The sequence below is a fragment of the Aggregatibacter kilianii genome (genome assembly GCF_003130255.1).
GTDB classification, from domain to species: Bacteria; Pseudomonadota; Gammaproteobacteria; order Enterobacterales; family Pasteurellaceae; genus Aggregatibacter; species Aggregatibacter kilianii.
In genome coordinates this window covers 1,390,357-1,411,394 of record NZ_NRCN01000001.1, presented here as the reverse complement: position 1 = coordinate 1,411,394, position 21,038 = coordinate 1,390,357, and the positions used below count along the sequence as shown (strand labels likewise).

General features: G+C 43.1%; 18 protein-coding genes. 10 read left to right on the top strand and 8 right to left on the bottom strand.

Going from position 1 to position 21,038, the window contains the following annotated elements:
* Nucleotides 1-158 precede the first annotated feature (158 nt).
* From DK428_RS06670 to leuD, 5 genes are all read left to right on the top strand, one after another.
* Nucleotides 159-1,943 carry an ABC transporter ATP-binding protein/permease gene (locus tag DK428_RS06670; RefSeq protein WP_109065056.1) on the top strand — a complete coding sequence of 595 codons (1,785 nt, stop codon included), beginning with the start codon at nucleotides 159-161 and terminating at the stop codon, nucleotides 1,941-1,943.
* Nucleotides 1,944-2,450: 507 nt separating this feature from the next.
* Nucleotides 2,451-3,998, top strand: a complete 1,548-nt coding sequence (leuA, locus tag DK428_RS06665; protein WP_109065057.1) for a 2-isopropylmalate synthase — start codon at nucleotides 2,451-2,453, stop codon at nucleotides 3,996-3,998.
* A gap of 101 nt (nucleotides 3,999-4,099) precedes the next feature.
* Nucleotides 4,100-5,176, top strand: coding sequence for a 3-isopropylmalate dehydrogenase (gene leuB, locus DK428_RS06660; protein WP_109065058.1), 1,077 nt, complete (start codon nucleotides 4,100-4,102; stop codon nucleotides 5,174-5,176).
* A 197-nt stretch (nucleotides 5,177-5,373) separates the two neighbouring features.
* On the top strand, nucleotides 5,374-6,783 hold the full coding sequence (gene leuC, locus DK428_RS06655) for a 3-isopropylmalate dehydratase large subunit (RefSeq protein WP_109065059.1): 1,410 nt from the start codon (nucleotides 5,374-5,376) through the stop codon (nucleotides 6,781-6,783).
* A gap of 25 nt (nucleotides 6,784-6,808) precedes the next feature.
* The gene (gene leuD / locus DK428_RS06650) at nucleotides 6,809-7,411 is read left to right on the top strand and encodes a 3-isopropylmalate dehydratase small subunit (protein ID WP_083014587.1); all 603 of its coding nucleotides are present in this window, start codon (nucleotides 6,809-6,811) and stop codon (nucleotides 7,409-7,411) included.
* A 180-nt stretch (nucleotides 7,412-7,591) separates the two neighbouring features.
* Here leuD and DK428_RS06645 read toward each other — a convergent pair whose 3' ends face one another.
* Together DK428_RS06645 and mtr are read right to left on the bottom strand one after the other, a co-directional pair.
* Nucleotides 7,592-8,344: a class I SAM-dependent methyltransferase gene (locus tag DK428_RS06645; RefSeq protein ID WP_109065060.1), complete on the bottom strand. Its 753-nt coding sequence runs from the start codon at nucleotides 8,342-8,344 to the stop codon at nucleotides 7,592-7,594.
* Nucleotide 8,345: 1 nt separating this feature from the next.
* Nucleotides 8,346-9,590 (bottom strand): tryptophan permease, encoded by a 1,245-nt coding sequence (mtr, locus tag DK428_RS06640; RefSeq protein ID WP_109065061.1) that lies wholly within the window; start codon nucleotides 9,588-9,590, stop codon nucleotides 8,346-8,348.
* A 154-nt stretch (nucleotides 9,591-9,744) separates the two neighbouring features.
* Between mtr and ppa the strand changes: the two genes are divergently transcribed.
* Both ppa and DK428_RS06630 read left to right on the top strand, forming a co-directional pair.
* Complete coding sequence (ppa, locus tag DK428_RS06635) at nucleotides 9,745-10,272, top strand: inorganic diphosphatase (RefSeq protein WP_005702302.1); 528 nt, start codon at nucleotides 9,745-9,747, stop codon at nucleotides 10,270-10,272.
* 77 nt (nucleotides 10,273-10,349) lie between these two features.
* Nucleotides 10,350-11,123: a M48 family metallopeptidase gene (locus DK428_RS06630; protein ID WP_109065062.1), complete on the top strand. Its 774-nt coding sequence runs from the start codon at nucleotides 10,350-10,352 to the stop codon at nucleotides 11,121-11,123.
* A gap of 99 nt (nucleotides 11,124-11,222) precedes the next feature.
* Here the strand turns inward: DK428_RS06630 and DK428_RS06625 are convergent, their stop codons facing one another.
* From DK428_RS06625 to DK428_RS06605, 5 genes are all read right to left on the bottom strand, one after another.
* A complete protein-coding gene (locus DK428_RS06625) occupies nucleotides 11,223-11,981 on the bottom strand; it encodes an energy transducer TonB (protein ID WP_109065063.1) in 759 nt (252 codons plus the stop codon).
* Nucleotides 11,982-11,991: 10 nt separating this feature from the next.
* Complete coding sequence (gene exbD, locus DK428_RS06620) at nucleotides 11,992-12,468, bottom strand: TonB system transport protein ExbD (protein WP_083014578.1); 477 nt, start codon at nucleotides 12,466-12,468, stop codon at nucleotides 11,992-11,994.
* Between the two features lie 3 nt (nucleotides 12,469-12,471).
* Complete coding sequence (exbB, locus tag DK428_RS06615) at nucleotides 12,472-12,942, bottom strand: TonB-system energizer ExbB (RefSeq protein WP_109065079.1); 471 nt, start codon at nucleotides 12,940-12,942, stop codon at nucleotides 12,472-12,474.
* A gap of 187 nt (nucleotides 12,943-13,129) precedes the next feature.
* Complete coding sequence (locus DK428_RS06610) at nucleotides 13,130-14,392, bottom strand: HlyC/CorC family transporter (RefSeq protein ID WP_109059857.1); 1,263 nt, start codon at nucleotides 14,390-14,392, stop codon at nucleotides 13,130-13,132.
* 75 nt (nucleotides 14,393-14,467) lie between these two features.
* Nucleotides 14,468-15,262 carry a cytochrome C assembly family protein gene (locus DK428_RS06605; protein ID WP_109065064.1) on the bottom strand — a complete coding sequence of 265 codons (795 nt, stop codon included), beginning with the start codon at nucleotides 15,260-15,262 and terminating at the stop codon, nucleotides 14,468-14,470.
* Between the two features lie 154 nt (nucleotides 15,263-15,416).
* On the opposite strand from DK428_RS06605, the gene ffh reads away from it, so the two are divergent.
* Complete coding sequence (gene ffh / locus DK428_RS06600) at nucleotides 15,417-16,796, top strand: signal recognition particle protein (RefSeq protein WP_109065065.1); 1,380 nt, start codon at nucleotides 15,417-15,419, stop codon at nucleotides 16,794-16,796.
* Between the two features lie 86 nt (nucleotides 16,797-16,882).
* Complete coding sequence (locus tag DK428_RS06595) at nucleotides 16,883-17,584, top strand: DUF8095 domain-containing protein (RefSeq protein ID WP_109065066.1); 702 nt, start codon at nucleotides 16,883-16,885, stop codon at nucleotides 17,582-17,584.
* A gap of 59 nt (nucleotides 17,585-17,643) precedes the next feature.
* Here the strand turns inward: DK428_RS06595 and plsB are convergent, their stop codons facing one another.
* A complete protein-coding gene (plsB, locus tag DK428_RS06590; RefSeq protein WP_109065067.1) occupies nucleotides 17,644-20,085 on the bottom strand; it encodes a glycerol-3-phosphate 1-O-acyltransferase PlsB in 2,442 nt (813 codons plus the stop codon).
* A gap of 210 nt (nucleotides 20,086-20,295) precedes the next feature.
* On the opposite strand from plsB, the gene lexA reads away from it, so the two are divergent.
* Nucleotides 20,296-20,922 carry a transcriptional repressor LexA gene (lexA, locus tag DK428_RS06585; RefSeq protein ID WP_109065068.1) on the top strand — a complete coding sequence of 209 codons (627 nt, stop codon included), beginning with the start codon at nucleotides 20,296-20,298 and terminating at the stop codon, nucleotides 20,920-20,922.
* The last annotated feature ends 116 nt before the right edge of the window (nucleotides 20,923-21,038 follow it).

Genomic DNA, 21,038 nt, shown 5'->3' with positions numbered 1-21,038 from the left:
TTTACCTCAAATAAAATTAACTAAAAAGGATTATAACAAGTTGATTTTTAACTTGCTTAGGAAAACCTAAAAAATGTTGCCTCTATCACATTTTTCCTTGCCTAATAAGAAAATTTTTTTAAAATGAACCGCACTTTTTTTCGTTATCGGATGACATGATGGACTATACTCAGGAAGTTATTACTTCTTTACTTTGGATTGCAAAAACTCTGGCGATCACCACCGTTGTTTTCAGCTTCAGTATCTTTTTATTGGTGCGTTTCACCAACTGGGGCAAACAATTTTGGATGTTTGCAGGCGGCTACCTTTCGCCAAAACGAAGCATCAAGCCGCTGTTATTTTTCGCTTTGATCGTAACCTTAACCTTATTTAGCGTTCGTCTGGGGCTTGTACATTCCACTTGGTATAACAACATGTACACGGCGCTACAGGAGTTCAATCGTCCGGTATTTTGGGAACAAATGATCCTCTTTTGTTTTATTGCCGGTTTCTCCGTGCTCTCGGCACTTATCAGCTATTATGTCAGCCAACGTTTTTCGATTAACTGGATTGAATGGCTGAACAGAGAAATGCTGGAGAAATGGATGAACAACCGCGCCTATTACAAAAGCCAATACATGAGTAGCAATCTTGACAACCCGGATCAACGTATTCAACAAGACGTGCAATCTTACGTCAAAACCACGCTTTCCCTCAGCACCGGTGTGATTGATGCGGTCACCTCCATGATTTCTTACACCATTTTATTGTGGGGATTGGCCGGACCAATGAGTTTATTCGGCTTAGAAATCCCGCACATGATGGTCTTTTTAGTGTTTGCTTATGTGATATTCACCACGCTCATCGCTTTCTGGCTCGGTAAGCCGTTAATTCGCCTTAATTTCGCTAACGAAAAATTAAACGCGAATTATCGTTACTCCTTAATTCGCGTAAAAGAATATGCCGAAAGCATCGCTTTCTACGCCGGTGAAAAAGTAGAAAAAAACCTGCTATACAAACAGTTCCACGCGGTAATCCAGAATATGTGGGATATTGTGTTCCGGGCATTAAAGTTCTCCGGCTTCAACTTGGTGGTGAGCCAAATTTCGGTGGTGTTCCCATTATTAATTCAAGTGGGACGCTATTTTGAAAAACAAATTAAACTGGGCGATCTGATGCAAACGTTGCAGGTATTCGGCAAATTGCATTCCAACCTTTCTTTCTTCCGTAACACTTACGACAGTTTTGCCGAATACAAAGCGACCTTAGACCGTTTAACCGGCTTCCATTACAGTGTGGAATCCGCACAAAAACAAAGCAAAACCAATATTACCGATCACCCAACAGACGTTATTTTCCAACATCTCAGCGTGAAATCACCGCTTGGTAAAACACTGATTAACGATCTCAACCTCACTCTGCCGCAAGGAGATTCGTTGCTGATTCAAGGACAATCCGGTGTGGGTAAAACCACCTTATTACGTACCGTGGCCGGTTTATGGTCTTACGCGCAAGGGGAAATCTTCTGCCCGCAACACAACACCCTGTTCTTGTCACAACGTCCTTATTTACCACAAGGCAACCTGCTCACAGCGCTCTATTATCCCGGCTCTACCGAAAATGCCGATTTTGCTGAAATCAAGCAAGTGTTAGAACAGGTTCAATTGGCACATTTACAAGATCGTTTAGAACAGGAACAAGAGTGGACACGTATTCTTTCCCTCGGCGAACAACAACGTTTGGCTTTTGCCCGTTTGTTATTACACAAACCGAAAGTAGTATTCCTTGATGAAGCCAGTGCCAGCTTGGACGAAGGCATGGAGCACGCTATGTATCGCTTAATTCGTGATAAATTACCAAACACCACGATTATCAGCGTGGGGCACCGCTCTACCCTTATTCCATTACATCAACAGCAACTGGAATTGCGCGTAGATGGAGATTGGGTGTTAAACGCTAATTAGCTTTTGTGGCTCTCAACTGTAAAGTGCGGTGGGTTTTCAGATGCCTTTAAAACATTTGAAAAACTCACCGCACTTTTTATGGCTTAAACCAAAAAAGTAGATCTTTTTAGTAAATAAATTTCTGTCAGAATAAAAATCGACATAAAGTGACAAAGTTAGAACATCTCTCTTTAAATAAGAAAAAATTCAAACATTAATACCGATTTAATTTCAAAAAATCAGCAAAAACAGAGAGAAAATGCTGATTTATTATTTGACAGGCTTAATTAAATCCGTAATATGTGGAGCGTTCTATAGATTTTTAACTAGGATTTTTCATGTTTCACTCTGTTTCTTTATCCCTCAACCTGCTGCTATCACATTCTTTGTGCGGCTAAGTTGTGGATAAAAAACAGTCAAATGTAAAACCCTCAAGATTTAAACCCGCACTCTAATTTGCGGGTTTTTTTGTTTAAAAATACCGTAAAAAACGACCGCACTTTGAGTGATTGAAAGAAGGAAAATGTTATGACAGATCGCGTTATTATTTTTGATACGACCTTGCGTGATGGGGAACAAGCGTTAAAAGCAAGCCTTACCGTAAAAGAAAAATTACAAATTGCCCTTGCTTTAGAGCGTTTAGGTGTGGATGTCATGGAAGTGGGTTTTCCTGTTTCCTCACAAGGGGATTTTGAATCCGTACAAACTATCGCACGCTATATCAAAAATAGTCGTGTCGCGGCACTTTCCCGTGCGGTGGATAAAGACATTGATGCAGCCTACGAAGCCTTAAAAGTGGCGGAAGCTTTCCGTATTCACACCTTTATTGCCAGTTCCGCATTACACGTTGAAGCCAAATTAAAACGCACCTTTGACGATGTGGTTGAAATGGCGGTGGCGGCAGTGAAACGCGCGCGTAACTACACCGATGACGTGGAATTTTCCTGCGAAGATGCGGGACGCACCGGTATAGACAATATTTGTCGCATTGTGGAAGCGGCAATCAACGCCGGCGCCACTACCGTCAACATTCCAGACACTGTAGGCTACTGCTTACCGATGGAGTACGGCAACATCATCGCCCAAGTACGCAACCGCGTACCAAACATCGATAAAGCCATTATTTCCGTGCACTGCCACAACGACTTAGGCATGGCGACCGCCAACTCTTTAACCGCCGTACAAAACGGCGCGCGCCAAATTGAATGTACCATCAACGGCATCGGCGAACGTGCTGGCAACACCGCATTAGAAGAAGTCGTCATGGCGATTAAAACCCGCCAGGCACTCTTCGGTGTGGACACACGAATTAATACCCAAGAAATTCATCGTGTCAGTCAAATGGTGAGCCAGCTTTGCAATATGCCGATTCAACCGAACAAAGCCATTGTGGGCTCCAATGCTTTCGCGCACTCTTCCGGTATTCACCAAGACGGGATGTTGAAAAACAAAAACACCTACGAAATCATGTCACCAGAAACTATCGGTTTGAAGAAAGAGAAATTGAACTTAACCGCGCGTTCCGGCCGTGCGGCGGTGAAAGGCCACATGACAGATATGGGCTACACCGAACAAGATTACGATTTGGATAAATTGTACGATTCCTTCTTAAAATTGGCGGACAAAAAAGGCCAAGTGTTCGATTATGACTTGGAAGCCTTGGCGTTCATTGATATGCAACAAGGCGATGAAGATCGTTTGGTGTTAGATAAACTTTCCGCTCACTCCACCAAAGAATATCCGGCAACTGCCTTTGTTCAATTACAATTAGACGGTGAGAAATTAAGTACTTCGTCAATCGGCGGTAACGGCCCGGTCGATGCGGTTTACAACGCTATCTTAAATTTAACCGGTTTAGAGATCAAAATGTCTCACTATAACTTAACCGCCAAAGGCGAAGGCGCAGAAGCCTTAGGTCAGGTGGATATTGTGGTGGAACACGAAGGCCGTAAATTCCATGGTGTAGGTTTAGCGACAGATATCGTTGAATCTTCCGCCCTTGCCTTAGTGCACGCCATCAATGCAATTTATCGGGCACATAAGGTAGCAAATATTAAGAATCATAAACATCATTAATCCCTTCGTAGGGACAGGCTTTATGCCTGTCCAATATTAACGAGTAATCGGACAGGCATAAAGCCTCTCCCTACTAAATAACAAATAAAGGATAATTCAATATGCAATCATACAACATCGCTGTTCTCCCTGGCGACGGCATCGGCCCGGAAGTAATGGCAGAAGCCATTAAAGTATTAAACAAAATCCAAGAAAAATTCGGTTTTAAACTTAACTTCAACGAATTTTTTGTCGGCGGTGCCGCAATTGATCACTGCGGTTGTCCGTTACCTGCAGAAACCTTAAAAGGTTGTGAAGAGGCCGATGCGATTTTGTTTGGTTCTGTGGGCGGCCCTAAATGGACAAATTTACCGCCGGATCAACAACCGGAACGTGGTGCGTTATTGCCATTGCGTAAACACTTCAAATTATTCTGTAACCTTCGCCCGGCAACTCTTTATAAAGGATTGGAAAAATTCTGTCCGCTACGAGCAGACATCGCAGCGAAAGGGTTTGATATGGTGGTTGTGCGCGAATTAACGGGCGGGATTTATTTTGGTCAACCAAAAGGTCGTGAAGGCGAAGGCGCACAAACCAAAGCATTTGATACGGAAGTTTATTACAAATATGAAATTGAACGCATTGCTCATGCGGCTTTTGATGCAGCAACGAAACGTCGTAAACACCTGACTTCTGTGGATAAAGCCAACGTATTACAAGCGTCAATCTTATGGCGTGAAACCGTGACCGAAGTGGCTAAAGACTACCCTGAAGTGACCTTAGAGCATATTTATATCGACAACGCGACCATGCAGTTAATCAAAGCGCCGGAGTCTTTCGATGTGCTCCTCTGCTCTAACATTTTCGGCGATATTATTTCTGATGAAGCAGCGATGATCACAGGTTCTATGGGGATGTTGCCATCTGCCAGCTTGAATGAAGAAGGTTTTGGTTTATATGAACCGGCTGGCGGTTCTGCGCCGGATATCGCAGGCAAAGGCATTGCCAACCCAATCGCACAAATTCTTTCTGCGGCGATGATGTTGCGTTACAGCTTCAACTTAAACGAAGCAGCAGATGCCATTGAAAATGCGGTACAAAAAGTCTTAGCAAATGGTCACCGTACCGGTGATCTAGCCGATGACTCTGCCCCTGTTTCAACTGCGGAAATGGGTACATTGATTGCTGACGCAATTTAAGTCGCAATCGATAGCGCGCGTCTCCCTACGCGTGCTTATATAAATAAAATTAGGGCACGCGTCAGGAGACGCGCGCCATCAATGTGGGAGTCTAGTTATCTGGCACCGCCCCAAAAAAATTAAAGTGCGGTTTAAAAACACAGTCAAATTTGACCGCACTTACTCTAACAAAAGCCCCTAACGAATTGAGAAAAATTATGGCAAAAACTCTTTACGAAAAATTATTCGATGCCCACGTGGTGTACGAAGCGGAAGGCGAAACGCCGATTTTGTATATCAACCGTCATTTAATCCATGAAGTGACCAGTCCACAAGCCTTTGATGGGCTACGTGTCGCGGGCCGTCAAGTGCGCCAAGTAAGCAAAACTTTCGGCACCATGGATCACAGTATTTCCACGCAAGTACGCGATGTGAACAAACTTGAAGGCCAAGCAAAAATTCAAGTATTGGAACTGGAAAAAAACACGAAAGCGACCGGTATTCAATTATTCGACATGACCACGAAAGAACAAGGTATCGTGCATGTGATGGGACCGGAACAAGGCTTAACTTTGCCAGGTATGACGATCGTCTGCGGTGACTCTCATACCGCTACCCACGGCGCCTTTGGTGCTTTGGCATTTGGTATCGGCACCTCCGAAGTAGAACACGTATTAGCGACACAAACCTTAAAACAAGCCCGTGCAAAAAGCATGAAAATTGAAGTGCTCGGCAAAGTGGCGCCTGGTATTACCGCAAAAGATATTATTCTTGCCATTATCGGTAAAACCACTATGGCGGGCGGCACAGGCCATGTAGTGGAGTTCTGTGGTGAGGCTATTCGCGACCTTTCCATGGAAGGCAGAATGACGGTGTGCAACATGGCAATCGAAATGGGCGCAAAAGCCGGCTTAATCGCACCGGATGAAACCACTTTCGAATACTTAAAAGGCCGTCCACATGCACCGAAAGGTAAAGATTGGGAGGATGCAATCGCTTATTGGAAAACCTTAAAATCCGATGATGATGCGCAATTTGACGCGGTAGTGACTTTAGATGCCAAAGATATCGCACCGCAAGTCACTTGGGGTACGAACCCTGGGCAAGTAATCGGTATCGATCAACGAGTGCCAAATCCAACAGAAATGGCCGATCCGGTCACTCGCGCCTCTGCTGAAAAAGCCTTGACTTATATTGGCTTAGAAGCTAACGCTGATTTAAAAGAAATCCCTGTGGATCAAGTATTTATCGGTTCTTGCACGAATGCCCGTATCGAAGATTTACGCGCGGCTGCGGCGGTGATGAAAGGCCGCAAAAAAGCCGATAACGTAAAACGGATTTTAGTGGTGCCGGGTTCCGGTTTAGTAAAAGAACAAGCGGAAAAAGAAGGCTTGGATAAAATCTTTATCGAAGCTGGCGCTGAATGGCGTAATCCGGGCTGCTCTATGTGTTTAGGGATGAATGATGACCGTTTAGGTGAATGGGAACGTTGTGCTTCCACTTCGAACCGTAATTTTGAAGGTCGCCAAGGCCGTAATGGCCGCACACACTTGGTTAGCCCTGCCATGGCAGCAGCAGCGGGAATGTTCGGTAAATTCGTTGATATTCGTGAAGTGGCATTAAATTAAGGCCCAAAGAAGAGGAAAAAGAAAGATGGCAGGATTCAAACAACTTTCAGGCTTAGTAGTGCCATTGGATGCCGCGAATGTGGACACAGATGCGATTATTCCAAAACAATTTTTACAAGCCATTACCCGCGTAGGTTTCGGCAAACACTTATTCCACGAATGGCGTTATTTGGATGTAGAAGGCACCAAACCGAATCCGGAATTTGTGTTAAACTATCCACAATATCAAGGCGCTACCATTTTATTAGCACGTAAAAACCTCGGCTGTGGTTCTTCTCGTGAACACGCCCCTTGGGCGCTTGCCGATTATGGTTTCAAAGTGATGATCGCACCAAGTTTTGCGGATATTTTCTATAACAACAGCTTGAACAATCACATGTTACCGATTCGTTTAAGCGAAGAGGAAGTGGAAGAAATCTTCCAATGGGTGTGGGCGAATGAAGGCAAGCCAATTCATGTGGACTTGGAAGCCATGACCGTGACCGTAGGCGACAAAGTTTATACCTTTGAACTGGATGAATTCCGCCGCCATTGTTTGTTAAACGGCTTGGATAATATCGGTTTAACCCTTCAACACGAAGACAAAATCGCAGAATACGAAAGTAAAATTCCGGCATTCTTGCGTTAACTTTTTCTTACTCGGAAAGCAGATATTCTCTGCGTAAGTAAAAAGGCGGACAATTTGTCCGCCTTCTTTCATAAAAAACACATCAAAAATGACTCGCCATCGAATCAAGTTCGATTGTTCGCCCTTATGGGGTCGTTGGCAAAGCCAACGTTCAAATCTGTTGGATTTTTTGACCGCACTTTATGTGTTTTTTCTCGCCTTAACAAACAATAACACCGGGCGATGTTGTAAATCTTTAAATTCATCCTGCCATTGCGGTTGTTCCGCGAGCATAGGCTCCGCCATTTGCTCAATGTGAAAACCTGCGGAAATCAAATTGTTGATGATAGTCGCCGTGGTGCGATGATAGGTAGTGAAAGGCTGTTTAAACCAGTTGCGTTGGCGTTCGCCTTCATCCCGATAGAAATTCAGCCGATAGGCGATTTGTTGTTTTTGCGCGTCTTTTTCCCAACGTTCACCGCCTTGATAACAAGTCACAATGGGATGTTCTTGAGAGAAAATCAATTGTCCGTTTGGTTTCAGTTTGGCATGAATTTTTGCTAATAAGGCAGGAAAATCCTGCACATAATGAAAAGCAAAGGAACTGGTGATGACATCAAAATTGCTTTCGTTTAACCGTTCCAGATGTTCCATTGGGGCTTGCTCCAGTAAAAAGTGCGGTCGAAATTCTGCGAGATTTTTTGCCGCCTGCTGCAACATAGCTTGGGACAAATCTATACCGGCAACAAATGCGGCGCCCCGTTCTAAATAGAGCTTGAGATGTTCTCCGCAACCACAGCCTAAATCTAAAATACGCTTGCCTGACACGCCGCCGACTAAGCCCAACATCGTGGGCTTTTCAACGATTTCATTTAAGCTGTTCGGGTTGCTGCGCAGTTTTTGATACAGGTCGAAAAAACCGTCTTTGTCATACACGCTTTGCTTGTCTTGCATATTATCCTTTGAAGTCGGCAATCCAACCGAACTGCAATGCCACTTGTGCGAAGATATTCAATAATCCGAACAAAATCACAAAATACACCATGAAGTTGCCGCCGTGTACACGATAGGTGGCATTCGGGAATTTTTTACGGCTGGCTTTTGCCAACAACGCCGGCACGATGGCTGCCCAAATCGTGGCGGCTAAACCCGCGTAACCGATAGCGATAACGAAACCGAACGGGAATTGCAAGCTCAGTAATAACGGCGGTAGGAAAGTGACTAACGTTGTTTTAGTGCGTCCTAAGCGGCTGTCATCGAATTTACATAAGTCAGCGATGTAATCAAATAAGCCTAAGGTGACACCAAGGAAAGAACTGGCGATGGCCATATAGGCAAAGAAATTCAAAACAATGCCGATATAATCGGTTTGGATGTATTTATTCAAGGCTTCTAATAAGGCCGCCACATCACCGCCTTTGGCGATGACCGGTGCAAATTCAGCGCGCGGTAAGTTACCTTGAACGGCAAGCTGCCACAAAATATAAATAATCAACGCCAAACCGGTGCCAAGGAAAATGGATTTCATCACGCGGTTGCCGTCACGATCATAGTATTTCACCAAACTCGGTACGTTGCCGTGGAAACCGAACGACACCAAACACACAGGAAGTGCGGTCAAAATATAAGGTAAATATTGTTGTTCGCCCTGTGCCACAGTGTTAAGTAACACATCGGCTTTCACCGAACTCAACAAACCGGAGGTGGAAAGGAAGAAAGAAATGATCATCCCGGCGATTAACACCGTACTAAAACGGTCAACCGCTTTGGTAGAGAACCACACAAACGCCGCCAACACAAAACAGAAAATCAAAGAGCCTGCACTACGCCCCACTTCCACGTTTTCGCCTAATTGATTCAGGAAATTTTCCGTAATACTACCACCGGAGGTAATATAAGCATAAGTGAGAATGTAAAGCACAAAGGCGACAGATAAACCATTAATGACGTTCCAGCCTTTGCCTAATAAATCGGTCACAATCGTATCGAAACTGGCGCCGGTCGGATAATGTAAATTGGCTTCTAAAATCATTAAGCCCGAGGTAGTCATACAAAACCAGGTATAAATCAAAATCGCAATAGAACCGAAAAACCAAATACCGGCAGTAGAAGTTGGGTTGGCAAGCATACCGGCACCGATAGCCGTGCCGGCGATAATCATGGCGCCACCGAGTAATGAAGGGCGTTTTTGCATTGTCATTGTAATGTCCTTTAGTAAAAAATTTGGACTATTATAATAGTACAACTATAAAAGACAACCGGATTTTATCGTACAACAGCCCCTCAACTCGACAAATGAAGCCGATTACGGCTATAATTGCTACGTTTATTTAACTCACAAGAAGGAATAGCAAATGGGCTTAGAAAGCGTACCGGCAGGTAAAGAATTACCGGATGACATCTATGTTGTCATTGAAATCCCTGCAAACTCAGATCCAATCAAATATGAAGTAGACAAAGAAACCGGCACATTATTTGTGGATCGTTTCATGGCAACTGCCATGTTCTATCCGGCAAACTACGGTTATGTGAACAACACCTTATCTTCCGATGGTGACCCTGTTGACGTGTTAGTCCCAACACCATATCCGTTACAACCGGGCTCCGTCATTCGTTGCCGTCCTGTGGGCGTGTTGAAAATGACCGATGAAGCCGGTGGTGATGCAAAAGTGGTTGCCGTTCCACACACCAAATTAAGCAAAGAATACGACCACATCAAAGACGTGGGCGATTTACCGGAATTACTCAAAGCACAAATCCAACACTTCTTTGAAAGCTACAAAGCCTTAGAAGCCGGCAAATGGGTGAAAGTCGAAGGATGGGAAGGCGTTGACGCAGCGCGCAAAGAAATCCTTGATTCATTTGAACGTGCGAAAAAATAATTAAAACGATAAAGACACAGACCGCACCGTTAAAAAGTGCGGTCTTTTTTACACACAAATTCACGAAGGAAAACTCTATGTTCAAATTTAGTAAAACCTTAGCATGCATTTCCATCATCGGTATTTTAACTGCCTGCGCCGATTCCGCTTCAATTAACCAGCAAGCGGCCATGGGCTATCGCCAAATGATCAGCGAAGCACAAGCGAAAGGCCAACTGGATACCCAATCTCAAACAGCCCAACGGGTACATAAAATTTTCAACAAAATGGTGCCTTATGCAAATGCGGAAAATCACACGGGTCAGCCGTTCAATTGGCAAATCGAAGTGATTAAATCAAAAGAACTGAATGCTTGGGCAATGCCTGGCGGTAAAATGGCATTTTACACCGGTTTGGTTGATAACTTACGTTTAACCGATAACGAAATTGCCACCGTCATGGGTCATGAAATGGCGCATGCTTTAAAAGAACATGGTAAGAAAAAAGCAAACGTTGGCCAATTTACCGATGTTGTTGCCGGCGTTGCAAAAGAAGTATTGGCGACTAAAATCGGTGCTGACGGCAGTTCCATGGTGGTGGGTTTAGCCAAAGACTGGGGCTTGGACAAACCTTATTCCCGTAGCGCGGAAACCGAAGCCGACGAAGTGGGGTTATTTTTAATGGCGAAATCTGGTTATAACCCTGAAGCCGCACCGGGATTATGGGACAAAATGCAAAAAGCCTCTACCGGCTCACAAGGCATCCTGGACAAATTAAGCTCAACTCACCCGAGCGATAAAGATCGTCAGGAAAACTTATTGCGTTTAATGCCGGAAGCTATCGCATTGTATAAACAAAGCAAAAGCAAATAAGTGGGCTAATTAAACAACAAAAGTGCGGTGACTTTTTCGAGAGAATATTAAAACACATCGAAAAATCACCGCACTTTTTTATTTATTGCTAAACAGCAACTAATTAATTTTAAAACTGATCGGCACGGTAATAGAAGGCCCCATGCCCGCCGGACGAGGACCAATTGATCTGGCACTATTAACCGCACTTAATGCTGCATTGTCCAAATCCTCTGCGCCTGAACTCTTCGCAATAGAGGCTCCACTAATAGAACCATCCGCACCGATGGAGAATGAAACCGTCACAATACCTTGTTTACGCATCATTTTTGCGCGAGCAGGATAACGTTTGTGTTTCTCAATTTCACGACGCAAGGCTGAACGATAGGCATCAAGCTCACTACCACCGACACCGTTTCCTGCTAAGTTTGGATTCGTTGTGGTTGCCGGACCTGTTGTCGTTGCCTTGGAATTTACCGAAGAATTGGATTCAACGGTTCTGTCACCGATCGGCACGTCCGGGTTTGGTTTGACCTTCGGTTTTTCTTTCGGCTTTTGTTTAGGTTTTTCTTTCGGTTTTTCTTTCGGCTTTTCCGGTTCTTTTGGTTTTTCAACCTTCGGCGGTTCCGGTTTTACGGTTGGATCTTCAACGGTTTCCTGCTTTTCCGGTTCCGGTGCTTTTTCTTCCACCGGCGGCGGTTCAGCCTCCACCATAGCCATAATCATCTCCATGGAAATGCTGGTGGAAATTTCGCCGGTCGCACTGTTGGCGCTCGTATCCGTTTTACTCAAGTGGCTCCAAAAAAGCAAAAATATAATGGTGGCATGAATAACAACAGATAACAGAAAACTCAAGAGTGAACGTTTTGCATTCTGCATTCACATTCTCCTACTTGCCAACATCGGCGGATTGTTCTGTAGGTTTTGCCACCTGAGGTTCAACCGATTTTTGAGCCTGCGGCTCATTGTTTTTCGGTTTTTCACCGCCTTTATCTTTCGTTGCTACAATGGCCACATCTTTAATGTCGTTTTTCGCCAATAAATCCGTTACAGAAACAAAATCTTGGAAAGTGGCATCGGCATCAATTTTTAAGGTCACTTTTTGGGCTTTATCCCAACCGGCAATTTCGGTCTCCAAACTTTCAAGATTAGTCGGTTTGTCATTAAAAAACAGTTCACCATTGGCCGTCACTGTTAATAATTTTGCCAACTCGCTAGATTTAAACGCCACAGAAGCACTTGCTTTCGGCACATTCACTTGGATTTTCCCTTGTGAAATAAAAGAGGCGGTAATCAACACGATAGCCAACAACACCAACATAATATCAATGAAAGGGATAATGTTGATTTCATCAAACTTTTTCACGGACTATTCCTTATGTTCGCTATCATCTTTATTTTTTTGAGAATTTAATACTTTCCACTTCAAACGGTTGACTTCAACCTTACGTCCTAACGCGTTATAGAAAATCATCGATGGGATTGCCACTAAAATACCAAGTGCGGTCGCTTTTAGGGCTAAAGATAAATGCATCATGATCTCGCCGGCATTGACTTCGCCGCCGGATTGACCGATTTGATAAAAGGTTAAAAGAATACCGATAACAGTCCCCAACAAACCGACATAAGGCGCGTTGGCACCCACGGTTGAAATCACGGTCAGATTGCGGTTTAAATCAATTTCAAGTGCATGAATGGTGGAATACTGATTGACTTTAACTCGGGCTAAAAACATAAAACGTTCAATCACCATTGCGAGCATTAACACGCTCATAAAAATCAATAAACCAATAATAATGTAATCGCTATACTTTTGTAAAAAGTCAAAAATTTGCGGCATTTGTTTTTCCTTTGAAAGATGCTCTAAAAAATAATTATAAAGAAGAATATGAATCATATCCTTTCTTTAACTGATAATAAATCGCATTTATTATAAAGTTCTAACGCCGTTTGTAAATTAAAATTTCAACACAAAAAAAGCGATGAAATTGCTTCATCGCTTCAGCAGAAATAAACCGGGTTATAGGCTAAAGTTTGATGACTTTTGCCTGTTTAATCATATTATCGCTTACTTCCAAAATCGTGACTTGCAAGCCACTGACTTCACACACCGTGCCCTCTTGTGGGATTTCTTCCAAATGCTCCAAAATAAGGCCGTTAAACGTACGGACCTCTTCCGTATCCAAATTCCAATCAAACATTTTGTTTAAATCACGCAAGTTGGTGGACCCCTCAATAATGATGGATCCGTCTGATTGTGGTACGACTTCTTCTTCTAGCGTAGGTGCATTAGAGGTGGTAAATTCACCGACAATTTCTTCCAAAATATCTTCTAGGGTCACCAGCCCTTTAATATCACCATATTCGTCCACGACCAAACCGATACGCTCTTTTTTATTGCGGAAATTAGTCAACTGAGTCTTAAGTGCGGTACCTTCCGGAATAAAATACACTTCGTCTGCCGCACGAATTAGGGTCTCTTTGGTAAATTCATTTTTTTCCAATAACAAACGGTAGGCTTCGCGCACTCGCAAAATACCCAACACGTTTTCGTCCATGCTACCTTTATACAACACGATTCGATTATGGGCAGCATGATTTAGTTGACGCATAATCGCTTTCCAATCGTCATCAATATCAATACCGCCGATTTCATTGCGTGGCACCATGATGTCATCCACCGTGACGGTTTCCATATCCAAAATCGATAATAACATCTGCGGATGTTGCTCATCCGGCGTGGCCTCCCCCGCTTCGGAAACAATACTGCGCAACTCTTCACGGCTGATTACCTGTTTTTTCAGATCCGGTTTTAAACCCACCAAACGCATTAAAGATTTGGTAAAAATATTCATTAACCAAACCAAAGGAGAAAAAACTTTAAGTAACGGCATTAATAAGTGACTGCTGGTCAACCCAACCTTCTCAGGATGCATTGCCGCCACGGTTTTCGGGAAAATTTCGGAAAAGATCAACATCACGAAAGTCAATGCGCCGGTCGCAATGGCAACTCCCGCATCGCCATATAAACGCATACCGATTACCGTTGCAATGGCGGAAGCACTGATATTCACGAGATTATTAAAAATAAGAATAAAACTAAGTAAGGTATCCGGTTTGTGTAGCAGTTTTTCGGCTTTTTGCGCCCCTTTGTTGCCTTGCGTGGCAAGAAAGCGCAAACGGTATTTATTTAAGGAAAGCAAACCGGTTTCCGAACCGGAGAAGTAGGCTGAAAGCACTAAGCAAATGATTAGAATAATAAATAACGTACTAAGGGGAATACTGTCCAAAGTGAAATCCTTATATGTATTAAAAATAAAAAAATGCGGCCAATTTTTACCGCACTTTTCTCTCATCCGTTGATTTTACACAATCAAACGACTACCGAAGTAAGCGATAGTCAGCAAAATCATACCCGAAATAGCATAAATAATCATCTTTTTTCCACGCCAACGGTATTGCTTATAGCCCCAAATCGCCAGACCAAAAACAAGCCAACCAAGCAAAGAAAACGCACCTTTGTGAATATTATCCGGTGTTATCGCCTGCATAAGGTGGTAAGTACCTGAAATTAAAGTCATGGTAAGTAAAACTTCACCACTCACTAATAAACGGAAAAAATGGCGTTCTACTGTCATTAACGGCGGCATCATCGGTGAAAAATGAGGTTTCTTGGCTTTTAAATGACGATCAATCCATACCAACTGAATAGCATATAAGGTTGCAATAGCACACACCGCATAAGCAAAAATGGATAAGCCGATGTGAAATAGCAGAAAATCGTTTTGACTCAATAACTGAATAATATGACTTGGCAGGAAAGTAGCATAAATTAAATTAATAATGGAAAAGCAATACACAATAGGCAATACAAACCACATGGTATTCACCTGTAACATGGCAACAGTGGCAAGGGCGGCGATAATCACGCTCATTAAAGACGCCACTTCCATAATGCTGAATGTTTGCCTAGCAGCCAAATCCTGCAATAAAGGAAACGTACTCATGACATGGAAAATAATGGCGCAAAGTGCGGTCAGAAAAAAAAGTGTTTTTTTCGGTTTCGTTTGCCCATCACCGACTTGTGCATTTAACAAGATCGGCGCAATTAACAACACACTGAATAAATAAAACGCAATAGATAAAATGGCAAACCACATAATTATTTCCCTGTTTACATTGAGACGTTTATTCTAGCCATATCCCGTTAAAATCGCTATAAATTTATTTCGCGCGTGAAAATACGCGGAATTTCAGTATAATGACAGCAATTTTTAACCGCATTTTCCCTTCCGAGACAATACAGGAATCCACATGTTTGAAAACTTATCCGATCGCCTAGCCAAAACGTTACGTAACATCAGCGGACGTGGGCGTTTAACCGAAGATAACATCAAAGACACCCTACGCGAAGTGCGCATGGCATTACTGGAAGCCGATGTGGCGCTACCGGTCGTGCGTGATTTCATCAATAAAGTAAAAGAACGCGCCATTGGCGTGGAAGTAAATAAAAGCCTCACGCCGGGACAAGAGTTCGTCAAAATCGTACAAGCGGAATTAGAAGCGGCAATGGGTGAGGCGAACGAAAGCCTAAATCTTGCGACCCAACCACCTGCTGTGATTTTACTGGCCGGTCTGCAAGGGGCGGGGAAAACCACCAGCGTGGGTAAACTAGCCAAATTCCTGCGTGAACGTCATAAGAAAAAAGTGCTTGTGGTATCTGCCGACGTTTATCGCCCTGCGGCGATCAAACAATTAGAAACCCTTGCTCAAGCGGTTAACGTGGACTTCTTCCCATCCGATGTGAAACAAAACCCGGTGGATATTGCCAAAACGGCATTGGCGGAAGCCAAATTAAAATTCTACGACGTGCTTATTGTGGATACCGCCGGTCGTTTACACGTTGACAGTGAAATGATGAATGAAATCAAACAGATTCATGCCGCATTAAACCCAATTGAAACGCTATTCACCGTGGATGCCATGACCGGTCAGGATGCGGCGAATACCGCAAAAGCCTTCAATGAAGCATTGCCACTTAGTGGTGTTATTCTTACCAAAGTGGACGGTGATGCCCGTGGCGGTGCAGCGTTGTCTATTCGTCAAATCACCGGCAAGCCGATTAAATTCCTCGGGGTCGGTGAAAAAACCGACGCGTTAGAGCCGTTCCACCCGGATCGCGTGGCATCGCGTATTCTCGGCATGGGCGATGTGCTTTCCTTAATTGAAGATTTAGAACGTTCCGTTGACCGCGAAAAAGCGGAAAAAATGGCGCAAAAATTCAAGAAAGGGGACGATTTCACTTTAGAAGATTTCCGTGAACAATTACGCGAAATGAAAAAAATGGGCGGCATGATGTCCATGCTAGAAAAATTGCCGGGTGCGAAAAATCTGCCGGATCATGTGAAAAATCAGGTGGACGACAAAATGTTCAACAAACTGGAAGCCATCATCAATTCCATGACCTTAAAAGAACGCGCCAATCCGGACATCATCAAAGGCTCCCGCCGTCGCCGCATCGCCCTTGGTTCCGGCACGCAGGTGCAAGATGTGAACAAGTTGCTCAAACAATTTGATGAAATGCAACGCATGATGAAGAAAATGCGCAAAGGCGGCATGGCGAAAATGATGCGCGGCATGCAAGGCCTAATGGGCGGCGGGCTTGGTGGCTTGGGCGGAATGTTTAGACGTTAGAAAAATAATAAAGTGCGGTTAAAAACGAAGGAATTTTTAACCGCACTTTTACTATCGAAGCCCTTCAACATAATGAGGAAAAGCAAATGAAAACGAAAAATCTCTTATTATTAGGTGCGACATTATCACTAACCGCTTGTTCAGTGAGTGAACTAGGTTTGGGTAATGGTTCTCCAGATTGGCGTCCTTATAAAGATATTGATCAATCTACTCAATATATCTCTTTTATTAGTACAGAGACTGCATATGAGCAATCTCATCCAAATGAAACTCGTGTAGATAGCGTTGGTAGAGCTTATCGAAAAAGCGCTAAAGACCAGGAAGATTTAATTGGGAATCTGTATTATATTTACGATGCTCACGCCAATAATATGGCAATATATTTTGGAACAGAAAACGCTAAAAGTTTAAACCCACACCAAAAAGAAGATATAAAGAAACTTGCAAAAGCGAAAAAAATCGATTTCTATGAGTTTGGAAAGGGACGACTTGCTCACGCCGAATTTACGGCAAATAAATCCATGTGTACTGATTTTAATGGCAAAAATGGGGTAAAAGTTAAAATGGCAAGTAACTATTACCAAGACTATAATAACTATTACACGAGTTTATTAAGCGCCATTATTTCCAAGCATGATATTAAGGATGTGAATTATAAACCTCTAGTGACGGGTAGCCAGTCCTTTATTGCCGAAAGCAACAAGCATGAAGCAAAGCATGGACAACAATTAGGATTAGCTAACTTAAAAGAAAAAGCAACGCTCTTTACTAACATTATTTGTCGCTAAAAAACAAAGTGCGGTCATTTTAAAAAACGTTTTTCAAAATGACCGCACTTTTTATTTAACTAATTCTCGTGGTGTTCATGCTCTTCCACTTTTGCCACCGCGCCATTAATGGTTAGGCAAATTTCGGTGGAAATTAAGTGGGTTAAAATACTGGCCAATTCGTATAATTTTTCCGTATTGGCGGTGCCGCTTTCATTGAAATAACCTTGCGCTTTTAAGCTATTGGTAAATGCGGAGAAAACCGCTTTATCAAAGAATTCCGGTGCGTTGATGCCATGTAAAACAGACAAACGTTGTGCCACAGACTGACTTTCTTTTTCCAAATCCGCACGGGAAATCAACGGATTATTTTGCAATAAATTGACGGTAATGTAATAGCGTTGCAGAATTTCACGCACCCCGGCCGACCAAAGTTGCAACATCCGAATATTCGGTTTGTTGATGGCCAACATATTTTCACTGTGCTTAATGATGTTTTGGCGTTGAAATTCTTGAATAATATGCTCTACTCGCTCAGCGATTTGACCCTCTTCATTAAAATGCAAGAACAATTCGCTACGCAAAAACGGATAAATTTTCAACACGGCATCTAACGCCAGCTCTTTTTGAATGGCTTCATAATGCAGAACAACGCTCGCCACCAAGGAGGGTAATACGAATAAATGCTGAATATTATTGCGGTAATAGGTCATCAACACGGCAGAGGAACGTTCTAAACGCACGATTTCGCCAAAATTGTCTTTTTCCAACAAGATGCCAACACGATCCAGACTTAATACATGATCGAGCATAATTTCCGGTTTTTCCGTCGGCACCACCACATCATCGGAATACGGCACATTTTGTAAGAATTGCTGATAACTGGAAAGTTGCTCTAGCAACTGTTCACGAGATAACGCACGTTGACGGGAGGACAACAGCGCCGTTCCGGTGAGATTCATCGCATTCACTGCCGCCGCTTTGTTGATATTCACCATCACTTGATGAGACACGGCATCTACAGCCTTATTAAACCATTGTGGACGATCTTCCAACGGCTCTTTCCATTCCGGGAAATGTTGATTCAGGTAGTTGCTTAAAGTGATCGGTTCACCAAAGTTCACATAACCTTTGCCCAAATTGCGTAATTTTTTGATTACACGCAACACTAAACCGGCGTTTTCTTTTTCTTTTGCTGCGCCTCGCAATTCCTTCGCATAAGTGTCCACTTCCAAAACGTGCTCATAGCCTACATATACCGGCACAATGGAAATCGGACGGGTTTGCTGTTGCTGCAACGCCTGTAATGTCATTGACATCATGCCGGTTTTCGGCGCCAATAAACGACCGGTGCGGGAACGTCCGCCTTCAATAAAATATTCCACGGAATAACCACGATGGAACAATTCCGCCAAATATTCACGGAAAATCGTGGAATACAGACGATTTCCTTTAAAGGTACGACGAATAAAGAACGCACCACCACGGCGGAACATCCCTCCTACCGGCCAGAAATTAAGGTTAATTCCTGCGGCAATATGCGGTGGCACTAAGCCTTGGTGATACAAAACATAGGAAAGTAACAAGTAATCGATATGGCTACGATGGCAAGGCACATACACGATTTCGTGGCCCTCTAGTGCCAATTTCCGTACGCGATCGGCATTTTCCACATCAATGCCTTGGTAGAGTTTATTCCATAACCAGCGCAAGAAACGATCTGCCACGCGTAAGCCTTCATAACTCACGTTTGCGGCAATTTCGTCCAAAATTTTTTCGGCTTCTTTGTAGGCTTTTTCTTTACTTATATTCTTACTTTTTGACTCGTCTTCAATCGCTGCTAAAATGACCGGCAATTGCAACAATTTATTAAACATAGCCTGACGGTTCGGTAAGCGTGGTCCGGTCGCAGAAATCCGTTGTTTGGCAAAGTGAATTTTAGCAACACGAGCCAATTTCTGTGCGATTTTCTGATCAAAACCATGTTCGCGCGTCATATAACGTAAAGATACCGCCTGGGAAAAGCGCACAAAAGTATCCCGCCCAAACCAAAGCGCTGCAGCGGTTTTTTGCAAGCCATTTAATAACCGTAAATTCGGCAACTTGGATTTATCTTCATGCCCCGGTGCACGCCCCCATAAGACGGAAACAGGAATCAGTTGCACGTCTAATTCAGGCAAAGTGCGGTGTAATTCTAAATATTTATTAAAAACGGCTATGGTTTCCTTCTTGGCGCCTTTCGATTTAAAAAAACGCCGACCTTCATCTAAAAATACGAAACGCGGCAAGATGCTACCATTAATTTCATTGTCTTCTAAAGGATCAGGTAAACCTACGCTTAAACAGTTTTTACGGAAAATAACGAAGTCGGTTTCGGAGGTGTACGGCAACATATAAACCACAGGTTGCGTAATATTAAGCTCTAACTCTTCAATAGGATTATGCGGAATCGGATTATTCTTTACTAAAATCGATAATGGTAATTCAAGCAATTTTCGATAAGCATTAAGAAAACTAGACATAATAAATTTCCTTGTTATAACGTAATGTCACTGACAGATTGTCAATTTCACACTAGTTTAGCATAAAAATTTCACCGAATTAGTGACCTGCGGCACAATTCTAAGATAACACAATCATTCGCTTTATCTTTCACCCAAGAAAAGATTGCACCCATAGATTTTCTGTATATAATACCAGTTATTCATGTATATATTAACAGGAATGATATTATGAAACCACTAACAGCTCGCCAACAAGAAGTCTATGATTTTCTTAAACATCATCTTGAAACCACCGGTATGCCACCAACGCGGGCAGAGATTTCTAAAGAGTTGGGTTTTCGCTCTCCTAATGCGGCAGAAGAACATTTAAAGGCCTTGGCGAAAAAAGGCGTCATTGAAATTGTTTCCGGTGCATCGCGCGGCATTCGTCTTTTATTGGAAGATAATAATGTAGAAGAAGAATCCGGCTTACCGTTAATTGGTCGTGTTGCCGCCGGTGAGCCGATTTTGGCGGAACAACATATTGAAGGCACTTATCATGTTGATCCTACGATGTTTAAGCCACAAGCCGACTTCCTGCTAAAAGTTTATGGTCAATCCATGAAAGACATCGGTATTTTAGATGGCGACTTATTGGCAGTGCATAGCACCAAAGACGTGCGTAACGGTCAGGTTGTGGTCGCCCGCATTGAAGATGAAGTCACGGTAAAACGCTTGGAACGCAAGGGGTCAATAATTTACTTACACGCCGAAAACGAAGAATTTGCACCAATTGTAGTGGATTTGACCCAACGTCCGCATTTTGAAATTGAGGGCATCGCAGTAGGCATTATTCGTAATAATGCTTGGATGTAAAAACACTGAAAAAAATGACCGCACTTTTATTGCAAAAGCCCTGATTCAGTGTATAATTTGCGCCCTCAGTCACGTCCGAATTAGTTCCTTGCTTCCACAAGATTGGTGACTGGTCT

Coding starts and splice junctions, on each gene's coding strand:
- DK428_RS06595 (WP_109065066.1), top strand. CDS start 16,883: ATGAAAACGAAAAATCTCTTATTATTAGGTGCGACATTATCACTAACC.
- DK428_RS06645 (WP_109065060.1), bottom strand. CDS start 8,344: ATGCAAGACAAGCAAAGCGTGTATGACAAAGACGGTTTTTTCGACCTG.
- mtr (WP_109065061.1), bottom strand. CDS start 9,590: ATGACAATGCAAAAACGCCCTTCATTACTCGGTGGCGCCATGATTATC.
- DK428_RS06670 (WP_109065056.1), top strand. CDS start 159: ATGGACTATACTCAGGAAGTTATTACTTCTTTACTTTGGATTGCAAAA.
- exbB (WP_109065079.1), bottom strand. CDS start 12,942: ATGCCGCAAATTTTTGACTTTTTACAAAAGTATAGCGATTACATTATT.
- ppa (WP_005702302.1), top strand. CDS start 9,745: ATGGGCTTAGAAAGCGTACCGGCAGGTAAAGAATTACCGGATGACATC.
- DK428_RS06605 (WP_109065064.1), bottom strand. CDS start 15,262: ATGTGGTTTGCCATTTTATCTATTGCGTTTTATTTATTCAGTGTGTTG.
- leuD (WP_083014587.1), top strand. CDS start 6,809: ATGGCAGGATTCAAACAACTTTCAGGCTTAGTAGTGCCATTGGATGCC.
- DK428_RS06625 (WP_109065063.1), bottom strand. CDS start 11,981: ATGCAGAATGCAAAACGTTCACTCTTGAGTTTTCTGTTATCTGTTGTT.
- plsB (WP_109065067.1), bottom strand. CDS start 20,085: ATGTCTAGTTTTCTTAATGCTTATCGAAAATTGCTTGAATTACCATTA.
- lexA (WP_109065068.1), top strand. CDS start 20,296: ATGAAACCACTAACAGCTCGCCAACAAGAAGTCTATGATTTTCTTAAA.
- ffh (WP_109065065.1), top strand. CDS start 15,417: ATGTTTGAAAACTTATCCGATCGCCTAGCCAAAACGTTACGTAACATC.
- leuB (WP_109065058.1), top strand. CDS start 4,100: ATGCAATCATACAACATCGCTGTTCTCCCTGGCGACGGCATCGGCCCG.
- leuC (WP_109065059.1), top strand. CDS start 5,374: ATGGCAAAAACTCTTTACGAAAAATTATTCGATGCCCACGTGGTGTAC.
- leuA (WP_109065057.1), top strand. CDS start 2,451: ATGACAGATCGCGTTATTATTTTTGATACGACCTTGCGTGATGGGGAA.
- DK428_RS06630 (WP_109065062.1), top strand. CDS start 10,350: ATGTTCAAATTTAGTAAAACCTTAGCATGCATTTCCATCATCGGTATT.